The sequence below is a fragment of the Pseudarthrobacter humi genome, assembly GCF_024294965.1.
In the GTDB taxonomy this organism is placed as follows: Bacteria; Actinomycetota; Actinomycetes; order Actinomycetales; family Micrococcaceae; genus Arthrobacter; species Arthrobacter humi.
In genome coordinates, this window is record NZ_JANCLV010000012.1 from 59,448 (window position 1) to 71,662 (window position 12,215).

Here is a 12,215-nt window from a genome sequence, read left to right on the forward strand (position 1 = left end):
ATGGCTACTTGAGGCCAGCCCCTGGCAGCAGGTCGTTGGCGCCGAGGGAGTCGGCGATGAACGCGTAGTCCCACGCCCGCTCGCGCCACTGGACATAGCGCCCGGACGCGCCGCCGTGGCCGCCGTCCATTTCGATCTTCATCACCACAGGCTCGGCGCCGGTGGTCTTGTTCCGCAGCTCCTGGACCCACTTGGCCGGCTCCACGTACAGGACACGGGTGTCGTTAAAGGACGTCACCGCGGCCACCTTGGGGTACGCAACGGAACGCACATTCTCGTACGGTGAATAGGACTTCATGTAGGCGTATACGTCCGGGTCGGTAATGGGGTTGCCCCATTCCTCCCATTCCAGGGCGGACAGCGGAAGCTCCGGGTCCAGGATGGTGGTGAGGGCATCCACGAACGGCACCTGCGCCACCACCGCTGCGTACTTTTCCGGTGCCAGGTTGGCCACTACGCCCATCAGCAGACCGCCTGCTGAACCGCCGAGCGCCGCAATCCGGGACGGATCCACCCACCCGGACTTGGCCAGCCAGTCCGTGGCGTCCACAAAGTCGGTGAAGGTGTTCTTCTTGGCGAGCTTCTTGCCGTCCTCATACCAGTGCCGGCCCAGCTCGCCGCCGCCGCGGATGTGCGCGATCACAAACACCACGCCGCGGTCCAACAGCGACAGCCGGGCGATGCCGAAGCCGGGGTCCATGCTCAACTCGTAGGAGCCGTACCCGTAGACCAGGCCCGCAGCCGTCGAATCCTGTTTGACGCTCCTGTGCCGCAGCACAGACAGGGGGATCCGCGTGCCGTCCGCGGCGTCGGCCCATTCGCGGGTGGCCACGTAGTCGCTGCCGTCGTAGCCGCCCAGTACCGGGCTTTCCTTGCGGAGCAGCAGTTCGCCGGCGGGCTGCGCCGGGGTGGGCAGCACAAAGTCGTAGACGCGCGACGGCGTGAAGTAGGACGTGTAGCCCAGCCGGATGACCGGGGCCTCGTAGTCCGAACCGCCGACGCCGGCCGTGTACAGCTCCTCGTCGAACGCCGGTTCCACCGGGGCTTCCTGGGCGGGCGTACCGAGGCCGGCCAGTCCCATCACCTGGACGCGTTCGATCGTGTCTTTGCGGACGGACACAATCAGGTGCGTGGAAGTGACGCCGGCACCGTTGACGCGGACGTCGTCGGAATGCTCGACGACGGTACTCCAGTGCTGCTCGGCCAGCGGCTTGGCGAGCTCGGCGGGGTCCGCCAGGGAGACCATGGAGTTGATGGCACCGCGGTTGTGGGTGAGCAGGATGCGTTCTGATTTTTCGCCGTCAGGACCGGTGAGCAGGAACGGCTCGGCCTCGTAGAGGACGCGCTCGTCCCGCGAAATCACGGTGGTGAGGGCCGCCGTCGGGTCATCGAAACGCAGCAGGCGGGTCTCGCTGTACTCGGAGCAGCCGATGCCCAGCACGAGGTGGCGCCTGTCGGAGGAGAGCTCAAAGCCCAGCCACATGGCGACGTCGTCCTCCTGGTAAATCACCTCATCGTCGGTGACCGGCGTGCCCAGGACGTGGGACTTCACCTGGTACGGGCGCCACGAATCGTCCACCACGGTGTAGAAAATGCGGGTGCCGTCGGGGGAGAAGCTGACGCCGTAGAAGATGTTCTCGATGACGTCCGGCAGGAGCTCACCCGTGCGGAGGTCCTTGATGTGGAGGGTGAAACGTTCGTCGCCGGCGTTGTCCACGGCGTAGGCGTAAAGGTCCCCGTCCACCGTGACGGCCGAGCCGCCCACGGAGAAGAACGGCTTGCCTTCGGCCTCGATGTTGCCGTCCAGCAGCACTTCCTCGCCGGGGATTTCGACGCCGGCCTCCACTGCGGGGGGAGTCCAGTCGGCCACGGGGTTGCCGGTGTCCTGGGCGCGGACGCGGCACTGGATGCCGTACTCCTTGCCCTCAACCGAGCGGCTGAAGTACCACCAGCCGTCCTTGCGGTTTGGGACAGACAGGTCTGTCTCCTGCGTGCGGCCCTTGATTTCCTGGAAGATGGCCTCGCGCAACGGCTCCTGGTGGGCGGTGACGGCCTCCTGGTAGGCGTTCTCGGCCTTCAGGTGCTCAACCACCTCGGCGGATTCCTTCTCGCGCAGCCACTCGTAGTTGTCCACGAACGTGTCGCCATGGTGCGTCCGCTCGTGCGGGACCTGCTTGGCCACTGGGGGCGTGGGGGAGGGAGCGGCGGATGAAGTGGCGGAATCCTGCAGCGGAGTCTGGGTCATGCCTTCAATATATAGAGCCGGGCGGACAAAATGGCCGCCGTTCGCTACCGGGGTAGCGCCCTCCTGCAGCCGGGCCGGATCGCCGCTAAGTTACCGGCCGGAACCCCTTGAACCACCCTCCGCCCGGTGCTAAAACGCCATTACCGGGAGGATCCGGACGCGTTCTTTTTCATCTGCCTTCATAGGGCGGTTAGCCGTTTCGGCACGCCACAGCGCCAGACAGCGCATCGGCAGTCTGCGGGCGACCCTTCCGATACGGTGGTCCCCGGCCCCGCCGGGGACCACTTCTCTGCGTCCCTGGCCATGCTGGTGCGGGTTGCCGCAGGAGGCTGCGCAAGGACCTTGACAGGGCGTCATTATCGCGGGCTAATTGGAAGCACTCTTAGTAATATTGGGGGCGAAGATGCGAAACCTGATTCCGAAAGGCATCCTCCGGAAGATGCTCCTGCCGCCCACGTATGGCCTACACCTGACGCCCGGCGCAGAGTTCACGGTGCTCTCTGTCGAAGTCTGGAGCACGTGCCTGGTGGTCAACATCCACGTTGAATCCGCTGCCGGGAGAGGCATCCCGGAAATTGCCATCGAAGACCATTGGGGCACACAATACACCCTCCGGGACTCGGCCAGCCTCGGATCCCGGAACCTGCAGGTATTCACCCCGTCCCTGCCGCCCGGCACCAGAAGCCTGACCATCAGGTCCACGGACGACGCCAACGCCCGCCTGGTGGTGAGCTTCGCCGTTCCGCTGATGCGGGAAGCCGGCGAAGCAGCCAAAGCGCCGGTTTCCCGCCCGGTCCGTCTGCGCCGTCCGGCCTAGAAGCAGGTCGGACGGAGTATCCTGATCACGCAAAGGCGCATCCGCCCAGCGTGAGAGGGGAAGTTCCATGACCATCCCGCCAGTGCACGAACCAGAGCCGTTCCCGCCGGAACCAGGCCCGGACCCCTTCAATCCGGAGCCCACCCATCCCGGCCACCCGGGACCGGACAGGCCCAGCCCCATCCCGACGCCGGAACCGCCAGGTCCGCTGCCCTTCCCGGATCCGGGGCCCGCACCGCTGCGCCCGGACCCCACCCGGAGTTAAGTCACCGATGAAACGGCCCCTGGCACTGAATGAACTGCCGGGGGCCGTTTCACTTGGTGCCTGCCAGCTGGTGCCAAGCAATCACCCCCGGCGTACTACCCGCCCGCGTACTCGGGCAGCCGGCCTTCGCGCATGGCAGCCGCTACCTGGGCGATCCCGCCATAGTCCGGGAACACCACCGACGCCCCTCCCGGTGCCGTGCCCACCCCTGCTGTCGGAAGCGTGAGCGAAACAACCGCGTTGGGGTCGATCCCGCGCATGCCATAGGCCAGGATCGCCACGCCCACAGGATCAAAGCCCTGGTCCACTGTGAGGTAGCCGGATGCAAAATTCACCAGGGCCCGCACAGCAGTCACGTCGTGCAGGGCGCCGTCGCTGGTGAGCCGGGCAAGAATGGCGCGGAGGAACGTCTGCTGGTTCCTGACCCGCTGGAAGTCGCCGTCGACGAAGGCGTAGCGCTCGCGGACGAATTCCAGCGCCGCCTGGCCGTCGAGGTGGTTCACCCCCGGTGTGAAGACGTGCTGGGTTTCGTGGGTGGACTGGAACGGCACGGTGACGTTCACGTCGATTCCGCCCAGCCCGTCGGTGAGCGTCCTGAAACCGTGGAAGTCCAGCATGACGGTGTGGTCGATGTGGGTCCCCATCAGGGACTCCACCGTGCGGGTCGCGAGCGGTATGCCGCCCACCTGCAGGCTGGTGTTGATCTTGGCGTAGCCGTAGTCGGGGATGTTGACGTATAGGTCGCGCATGAGCGAGACCACGTGCACGCTGTGGCGGTCGGCCGGGATGTGGACCAGCATGAGCGTGTCGGCGCGGTGGTCCTGCGATTCGCCCGTGGCCGCGGTGTGGGCTGCCTGCTCCCGGGCGTTGGCACGGCTGTCGCTGCCGATCACCAGGATGTTCATGGGCGCCGCGGGGAGTTCCGCGATGGGTTCGGGCGGCGGGGGAGGGGCCGGTGCCGGGGGCGGTGGCGGTGTCGTCTCCGAAGGAGTGGGGGTGGCGGTGTCAGTGATGGTGGGCACCGGGGCCGCAACTTCCGCGGCAGGCTTGGTGAACAGCAGGGCGGACACGGCGACGACGGCCACCAGCACCAGCGACAGCACCGCGGCGATCAAGCGGCGCCGTTTCAGCGCGGCAGGCGCGGCAGGCTCGGGGCCGGAATTGCCGGGGCCGATCGGATCAGGACCGCTTGGGGTGCTCGCCATGACTTAGTGTCCGCCCTCGGACCCGGTTCAGGCTACAACGCGGAGCGTGTCGTTTCCGAGCCGTAACGTACGACGGCGGCCCGCCGGTTTAGGCGGGAATGTTCAGGCGCGCGTGCCGCAGGATGGAAACGATGGCCGGGGCCAGTTCGTCCTCCATCTGGTGGTAGATCTCCGGGCTGCGCCGGTAGGGGTCGATGATGTCGTTTTCGGAAGAATCCGCGGGCAGTGACAGGTGCCGGACGGACGCGGCGCGCGCGGGCACCCCCCGCCAGAAGGCGGTGTTGGCACCGACGGGACCGCCGCCGTCGTCCGCTACCGTACCGTGTGCGGCACTGTCCGCACGCTCGTCCAGGACGTCGAGCATGCGGGCAAACTCGCGGATGGTGAACGTGCGCTTGAGCAGGGAGGCGTCCAGCTGGAGCACTTCGCCGCGGTGGCCCGAGGTCATGGTGAGCACCAGGTCCACGCCGCGCAGGATCTTGCCGGTCAGCTGCCGCGAGACGAAACCGTCCGGGTTCCCGCCGAAGGTGCGCACGATGTCACCGGACAGCGGCTGCATGGGGTCGCCCACCATGGCCCGGGTTCCGGCGCTGGTGACCTCGAATCCGCCCGGCATCACCTGGTCCAGCCCGGCCTGCAACAGCCGCTCAGCCACGGGGGAACGGCAGATGTTGCCGGTGCAGACCGTCAGGATCCTCACGGGTGCGGGGGCAGATGCGGGGGATTCCACGGAACGTCTCTTTCCAGCCGATGCGCCGGACCCGGTGCGGCCCGTCGTACCTTTCAACTTAACACGTGCGGGCCGGGCCTAAAGCGGGCGACGGCCGCGCGCTCGCCTTACCGCCAGGACGGTCAGCCGTGGCTGGGTTCCCCCGTGACGGTGTGGTCGGCGTGATTCAGGCCTTCCAGGACAAGCCGGGCGAGGTGGCCGTCCGCGATGCTGTAGACCACCCGGCGACTCACTTTTTGGGTGCTGACGAGGCCGCTGAACCGGAGTTTGGCCAGGTGCTGGCTGACGGAGGTCCGGGAGGCGCCGGTGCGTTCCACCAGAGTGGTGACGTCGGCCGGTTCTTGGGTCAGGAGCCAGAGCACATGCAGGCGGGTGGGATCTGCGAGCATCCGGAACGTGGCCGTCGCGGCATCCAGCCGGCGGGCATCGGGGAGCCTGGGGTGGTGAAGGCTCGGTGTGTTGACGCGTTGGGCCTCTTCCACCAGCTCACCCTTTCCTGCTGGCCGGTTCTGCGCCGGCCTTGGAGGCAGCCGGCCAGAATTTCAGGGCCGCTGCTGTACTGATCATAGCCACCACTGCCAGCGCTGCTGCGGCCGCGGGCTGGCTGGCGGACGCGCCGATCCAGCCAGCGACAGGGTAAGTGATGATGAAGCACGCGTGGGAGAGGGAGAACTGGGCGGTGAAGATGTAGGTCCGCGTGCTTTCGGATGCCGAGCGGCGCAGCAGCCGGGCCGATGGGGTGCTGATCATCGAAGTCCCGATGCCAAGTGCCACCCAGAGCCCCAGCAGCATGAGCCATGGCCCGGCAGTCGCCAGCAGGACAAACGTGCCGGCGAGGCCAATGCCAAGAAGCGCTGCTCCGGACATCATCAACGAACGGTCGGCTATTCGGTCCAGCGCCCTGGGTGCGCTGAGCGCTGCAGCCATCGAGCCGGCGCCATAACACGCCAGGGCGATGGCGACGTCGGCGTTGGATCCTGCGAACAGGTCCCGGACATAGACCACAGTGTTGACCAGCACCAGGGCTGTAGCGGCCGCCACGGCCAGATTCAAAGCAAGGAGGCCGCGCAGTTCCGGCGACTTCGCAAAGATCCGTGCACCGAGGGTGGTGCGTCGCCACAGTGATCCTTCCTGACGGGCTGCCGGTGTGGCTGGCAGCCTGGTGGTCATCACGAGTGCCGCTGAGAACATAAACCCTGCCGCGGTGCCGAGGAAGAGTTCGTGGAAGGTAAGTACGGATAGGAGTGCTGCGGCCAGGGCCGGACTGAGCAGGGATTCCAGGTCATAGGCGAGGCGGGAGAGTGACAAGGCCCGCGTGTACTGCCGTTCATCGGGGAGCACCGCCGGGATCAAGGACTGGAAGGCGGGCGTGAACGTAGCGGAGGCGCTCTGCAGGACAAAGACCAGCATGTAGATTTGCCAGGCCTGATCCACCGCGGGGAGCATCAGTGCGATGCCTCCACGGGTCAGGTCCGCGGCCACCAGGACCGGCTTTTTTGGCAGCCGTTCCACCAGTGCCGCCATGACGGGCGCGACGAAGACGTAGGCCAGCATTTTTATGGTCAGCGCCGTCCCGAGCACGGCCCCGGCCTGCGCTCCTGCAAGGTCGAACGCCAGCAGTCCGAGGGCCACCGTCAGCAAACCCGTCCCCAGCAACGCAACAATCTGGGCTGAGAAGAGCTTCCGGTAGGCGCGGATGGCGAGAACTTCGATCACAAGGATCCCTCAATCAATATGTGCGTACCTATGCACCTATTGTAGGCGGCTAAACCCCAATGTCATGCAGGGCCAACCTCGAACGGGGCACGGCAACCTCTTGGCCACCAGCCCTATTTCCCGAATTTAGACTAAGACTTGCTTACTGCGCCTCTGTTTTTAGATGAAGATGTCTTTCTGTTCACTAGTGTTACGCGGGTCACAGAGAAGGAAGGACGCCGTAGCAATGACTGCAACAAAACACGTATCCCGCTCCTCAATAGGTGCCCTGCTTGCCTCAAACCCGTCCTGGACCGAGCTGAAACGGGCCGCCGGAGAACTGCAGCAGATCCAGGTGAAGGACGGCTCGATACCTGATCCGGGGGACCATGACCGAGCCCTGTACGAGGTCACCACCATCACGGCTTCACTCAGGGAGTTGGCCCCTTCGTTCCCGCACGATGCGGAGTATCTGGCCCGGCTGGAAGTTGACTTCGAGCGGTGGGCTGCCTCCTCGTTCGGGGTCCCGGACTTCCTGGATTCCCTGCTCGCATTCCAACCACAGCAGCACCGAATCGACGGACTGCCGCATCTGGTGGTCTTCCCTATGTATACGCAGAACGGCAGCCCGAACCGCTTCGTGGAGGCCGTGCTGTTCGAAGTGGTGTGGCCGGAGTTCATCGCTGAACTCGAAGGTGCAGAGTATTCGAACCCGCTGTTCGTACCCATCCGCTTCATCGACTTCACACCCGGCTATGACACGAACTCGGCGGTGTTGTTTCCCGAGAGCGTAGCCGTCCGTGAAACGCCGCAGTTCACCTGGGGTGGTATTTTCGCGGATCGCGAGGCTGAGCGGTTCCGGAGGGTAGTGGCCGCAGCCAGCGACATCACGTCCCTCACTCTTCCCGACGGAGCGCGGCGCCTGCTTGAAGACCCTCAGCTGGCCATGGAAACCTTCGTGATGTGGGATCTGATCCATGACAGGACGCACATGCGCGGGGATCTGCCGTTTGATCCATTCATGATCAAGCAGAGGATGCCGTACTTTCTCTACACCCTGGAAGAGCTGCGGTGCGATCTGACGGCATTCCGCGAATCCGTCCGTATCGAGAGGGATGAGAACGCGCCGCCGGAGGCGCGAAACCACGCGAAACTCGTCCAGTATGCCGTCATCTTCGACCGGATTTTCCGGTTCGCGATGACAGGAAACCGGGTCCGCAATTACGACGGACTTGGCGGTCAGCTCCTTTTCGCATGGATGCACCAGCACAAGGTGCTTCATTGGACGGACTCGAAACTGTCCATCGACTGGTCGGAAGCGCCCGAGGTTGTTATCGAACTTGGGAAGCAGATCGAGGAGCTGTACTGGCGTTCAATTGACCGCCCGAAAACCGCTCACTGGCTGGCGGCCTATGAATTCATCAGCGCCACAGTCACCCCGAACCCCGCATCCCTCTGGGCCAAAGGGCCCGGGGCGCTGGCCCTTCACGGCCCTCCTCGGGGCCTGACCGACCAGGTGCTTGATGACGAGTTCCCACTATCAATGTTCTACGAAGCACTGGAGAAAAAGATGAGAAACGTCATCGAATCCACGGCCGGAATCACCGGCGAGCCAAACGGCGGCGGCAGCCGCCAGGACGCGGCATGATGGCTCCCGACGGACGCCGGACCGTTATGGTGGCCGGCTCCACCAGCGAGGCCGGGACCGCCGTCGTATCGGCCCTCAGCGGCGCCGGATTCCGCGTCGCCGCCGTGGACCTGGACACTGAACGCGTGCAGAACCTCGCACAGTCCTGGCCCAACGTCACCGGGTACACCTGCAACCTCGCAGAACCCGCGGCCGTCCGGGAACTGGCATCCACGGTCCGGCGGGACCTTGGACCCCTCGACGGCCTCATCCACCTGGTGGGTGGCTGGCGCGGCGGCGACGGCATACCGGGGCAGGAGGACTCCGACTGGGACTTTCTGCACACCAGCGTCCTGACGACACTGCGAAACACCAGCCGCGCCTTCTACGACGACCTTGAAAAGTCCCCGGCGGGCCGACTGGCCATCGTGTCTGCCCAGGCAGCCGCCAATCCCTCCGCAGGTGGTGCCGCCTACGCAGCGATCAAGGCCGCTTCCGAAGCCTGGACGCTGGCGGTGGCCGACGGCTTCCGCAGCTCACAATCCGGCAGCACGAACGACCGCCAGCCACAGCGGTCAGCTGCCGTCGTGTTCGTGGTCAAGGCCCTCGTCGACGACAAGATGAAAGCTTCCCAGCCCGACCGGAAATTCCCGGGATTCACCCATGTGAAGGATCTCGGAGCCGCTTCGGCCGCCCTGTTCAGCAGGTCCGCCGCCGAACTCAACGGTTCCCGCCTACCCCTGGGCTGATCTTCACCTATCCCGATTCTTCGCCTGTCCCTACCGGGAAGCAGGTAGGGAGATCCACCAAGCGCCAGTACGGGCGCGCCCGCACGCCGACCTGCGTGCAGGCAGTCAGAAAACAGTCCCATTCATGGGCCACACCCAACCAAGAGGTAAACAATGTCGTTTTCTCCGTCCAAGAGGACAAAGGCACTGGCGAGTCTCGCCATCGGCCTTCTTTCTCTGACCGGTTGCACCAATGCATCACAGATCTCGGGGGGAGCTGCCCCGGGTTCCGCCGGCTTTGATCCCGCCTCTGTGGCCAGGGACGATGCCCTCGCCGCGAGCGTCCCTGAGGCCATCCGGAGCAAGGGCACCCTCACGGTGGGTGCCGACACAACGTACGCACCTGCCGAATCCCTGGGCGGCGCCGATGGCCAGACCCCGGTGGGCTACAATGTGGATTTCGCCAAGGCCATCGGTGCGACCCTCGGCCTGAAGGTCAGGGTCCAGACGTCGGAATTCACGGGAATCCTGCCCGCTCTCGGTGCCAAGTACGATCTGGGAATCTCCTCCTTCACCATCAACGAGGAGCGGCTGAAGGCCGTCAACATGGTCAGCTACTTCAATGCCGGCACGCTGTGGGCCGTCCAGAAGGGCAACCCGAAGAATTTCAGCGTCGATGACATCTGCGGCAAAACCGTGGGCGTGCAGACCGGCACCACCCAGGAGGACCCCGACGTCTCCGGCCGGTCCAAGGCATGCACGGATGCCGGAAAACCGGGCGTCAACGTCGTCACTTTGAAAACGCAGACAGACGTGACCACCCGTCTGGTGAACGGCAGCATCGACGCCATGGCCGCCGATTCCCCCATCATCGGCTATGCCCTCTCGCAGACCGGCGGCAAGCTGGAGGCCCTCGGCGATGTCTACGCTGCGGCACCGCAAGGCATCGCGGTCGCCAAAAGCGACACCGCCCTGTCCGAGCTCATGAAAAACGTCATGAACAAACTCATCAGCGACGGGACCTACGCGAAAATCCTGGACACCTGGAGCAACACCAAGGGCGCCGTCACGAAGTCTGAAGTGAACCCGGCGGTAGGCAATTGAGCATCCTCGCACCCACCGATACAAGCGACCGCAGGACCAGTGCCGCGCACCGGAAACCGGAACTGATCGACGCCGTTCCGGTCCGCCATCCCGGCCGCTGGGCCGGCGCCGTCCTCATCCTGCTGTTCGCCGCGCTGCTGGGCCAGAGCCTGGTCACCAATACCAATTTCCGCTGGGACATCGTCGGCACCTATTTCATGGACGTGCTCGTCATCCAGGGCATCGGCTGGACGTTGCTGCTGACAGTCCTCTCGATGGCGATCGCCATCACGCTGGCCATTCTCCTGGCCTTCATGCGCCAGTCGGACAATCCCCTGTTCCGCGGCGTGAGCTGGACCTGGGTCTGGTTCTTCCGCGGCACACCGGTCTACACCCAGCTGGTGTTCTGGGGCCTCATTTCGGTGCTTTATCCCAAGATCGCCCTGGGGATTCCGTTCGGACCGGAATTGTTCAGCTTCAGCACGCAGGACGTGATCACCGCCTTCATGGCAGCAATCCTGGGCCTGGGGCTGAACGAGTCAGCCTATCTGGCCGAAATCTTCCGCGCCGGCCTGAAGTCTGTCGACTCCGGCCAGATGGAAGCCGCCGAGGCCCTGGGGATGCGCAAGTCCAACATCATGTGGCGGATCATTCTGCCCCAGGCCATGCGCGTCATCGTGCCGCCCACCGGCAATGAGACCATCGGGATGCTCAAGACCACCTCGCTGGTGCTCGCGGTGCCGTTCACCCTGGACCTGACATTCGCAACCAACGGCATCGCCAACCGCAGCTACCTGCCCATTCCGCTGCTGATCGTGGCCGCCCTCTGGTACCTGGTGATCACCAGCATCCTGATGGTGGGCCAGTACTACGTTGAGCGCCACTTCGGAAAGGGCGTGGACAACATCGTCCCTGCCCCGGTCAGGCCGACCCCTGCGGCCGCCGCAGCCAAAGCACCCAAACAAGAGGATGAGCTACCGTGACCATCACCAACGACGTCATGACAAGGAAGACCCTCGTCCGGATCGACGGGGTCCACAAGTACTTCGGAGAGCACCATGTGCTCCGCGGGATCGACATGACGGTCCGGCAGGGCGAGGTTTCCGTGCTGATCGGGCCGTCCGGGTCGGGGAAGTCCACATTGCTGCGCTGCATCAACATGCTGGAAACCATCAGCGCCGGCCGGATCCACGTCCGCGAGGAACTGATCGGCTACCGCGAAACCCGCGGCCGCCTGCATGACCTGACCGTCAAAGAGACCGCCGCCCAGCGCAGGGAGATCGGCATGGTCTTCCAGCGCTTCAACCTCTTCCCGCACCGGACGGCGCTGCAGAACATCATCGAGGCGCCCACCCAGGTCAAGCGGCAATCCAAGGTGAAGGCCAGATCGCGCGCGATGGAGCTCCTGGACCGTGTCGGTCTCGGAAACCACGCCAACCACTATCCCGCGCAGCTCTCGGGCGGCCAGCAGCAGCGCGTGGCCATCGCCCGTGCACTGGCGATGGAACCGGAACTGATGCTCTTCGACGAGCCGACCTCGGCCCTGGACCCGGAACTCGTGGGCGAAGTGCTCAGCGTGATGAAGGATCTGGCCACGTCCGGCATGACCATGATCGTGGTGACCCACGAGATCGGCTTCGCGCGCGAGGTCGGAGACACACTGACGTTCATGGACGGCGGCGTCGTCGTCGAAAGCGGCAACCCGCGTGACGTCATCGCCAATCCGCAGCAGGCCCGCACCCAGGAGTTCCTCTCCAAAGTTCTCTGACGGCTCAACCCCGACGGTCCGGCCCAGACGGTCCGGGCGTGATGTCCGAAGC

At 65.0% G+C, this 12,215-nt stretch carries 12 protein-coding genes; 7 read left to right on the plus strand and 5 right to left on the minus strand.

Going from position 1 to position 12,215, the window contains the following annotated elements:
• Window positions 1-4: 4 nt before the first annotated feature.
• Window positions 5-2,245: a S9 family peptidase gene (locus tag NFC73_RS15860; RefSeq protein WP_254751700.1), complete on the minus strand. Its 2,241-nt coding sequence runs from the start codon at window positions 2,243-2,245 to the stop codon at window positions 5-7.
• 403 nt (window positions 2,246-2,648) lie between these two features.
• On the opposite strand from NFC73_RS15860, the gene NFC73_RS15865 reads away from it, so the two are divergent.
• Together NFC73_RS15865 and NFC73_RS15870 are read left to right on the plus strand one after the other, a co-directional pair.
• Window positions 2,649-3,062 (plus strand): hypothetical protein, encoded by a 414-nt coding sequence (locus NFC73_RS15865; RefSeq protein WP_254751702.1) that lies wholly within the window; start codon window positions 2,649-2,651, stop codon window positions 3,060-3,062.
• A gap of 67 nt (window positions 3,063-3,129) precedes the next feature.
• The gene (locus NFC73_RS15870) at window positions 3,130-3,327 is read left to right on the plus strand and encodes a hypothetical protein (RefSeq protein WP_254751704.1); all 198 of its coding nucleotides are present in this window, start codon (window positions 3,130-3,132) and stop codon (window positions 3,325-3,327) included.
• Between the two features lie 95 nt (window positions 3,328-3,422).
• Here NFC73_RS15870 and NFC73_RS15875 read toward each other — a convergent pair whose 3' ends face one another.
• The 4 genes from NFC73_RS15875 to NFC73_RS15890 form a co-directional block, all read right to left on the minus strand.
• Window positions 3,423-4,532: an LCP family protein gene (locus tag NFC73_RS15875; protein ID WP_254751706.1), complete on the minus strand. Its 1,110-nt coding sequence runs from the start codon at window positions 4,530-4,532 to the stop codon at window positions 3,423-3,425.
• Window positions 4,533-4,620: 88 nt separating this feature from the next.
• Window positions 4,621-5,262 carry an arsenate reductase/protein-tyrosine-phosphatase family protein gene (locus NFC73_RS15880; RefSeq protein ID WP_254751708.1) on the minus strand — a complete coding sequence of 214 codons (642 nt, stop codon included), beginning with the start codon at window positions 5,260-5,262 and terminating at the stop codon, window positions 4,621-4,623.
• A 122-nt stretch (window positions 5,263-5,384) separates the two neighbouring features.
• Window positions 5,385-5,744, minus strand: coding sequence for an ArsR/SmtB family transcription factor (locus NFC73_RS15885; protein WP_254751710.1), 360 nt, complete (start codon window positions 5,742-5,744; stop codon window positions 5,385-5,387).
• Window positions 5,745-5,748: 4 nt separating this feature from the next.
• Window positions 5,749-6,978: an MFS transporter gene (locus NFC73_RS15890; RefSeq protein WP_254751712.1), complete on the minus strand. Its 1,230-nt coding sequence runs from the start codon at window positions 6,976-6,978 to the stop codon at window positions 5,749-5,751.
• Window positions 6,979-7,204: 226 nt separating this feature from the next.
• On the opposite strand from NFC73_RS15890, the gene NFC73_RS15895 reads away from it, so the two are divergent.
• The 5 genes from NFC73_RS15895 (at window position 7,205) to NFC73_RS15915 (ending at window position 12,163) form a co-directional block, all read left to right on the plus strand.
• Window positions 7,205-8,605, plus strand: a complete 1,401-nt coding sequence (locus tag NFC73_RS15895; protein WP_254751714.1) for a DUF6421 family protein — start codon at window positions 7,205-7,207, stop codon at window positions 8,603-8,605.
• Window positions 8,602-9,333, plus strand: coding sequence for an SDR family NAD(P)-dependent oxidoreductase (locus NFC73_RS15900; RefSeq protein WP_308292689.1), 732 nt, complete (start codon window positions 8,602-8,604; stop codon window positions 9,331-9,333). Before NFC73_RS15895 ends, NFC73_RS15900 begins: the two co-directional genes overlap by 4 nt.
• 153 nt (window positions 9,334-9,486) lie before the next feature.
• Window positions 9,487-10,416: an ABC transporter substrate-binding protein gene (locus NFC73_RS15905; protein ID WP_254751716.1), complete on the plus strand. Its 930-nt coding sequence runs from the start codon at window positions 9,487-9,489 to the stop codon at window positions 10,414-10,416.
• A 2-nt stretch (window positions 10,417-10,418) separates the two neighbouring features.
• Complete coding sequence (locus NFC73_RS15910; protein ID WP_254751802.1) at window positions 10,419-11,378, plus strand: amino acid ABC transporter permease; 960 nt, start codon at window positions 10,419-10,421, stop codon at window positions 11,376-11,378.
• A gap of 17 nt (window positions 11,379-11,395) precedes the next feature.
• Entirely contained in the window at window positions 11,396-12,163 is a 768-nt protein-coding gene (locus NFC73_RS15915) for an amino acid ABC transporter ATP-binding protein (RefSeq protein ID WP_254751803.1), read from the plus strand.
• Window positions 12,164-12,215 lie beyond the last annotated feature (52 nt).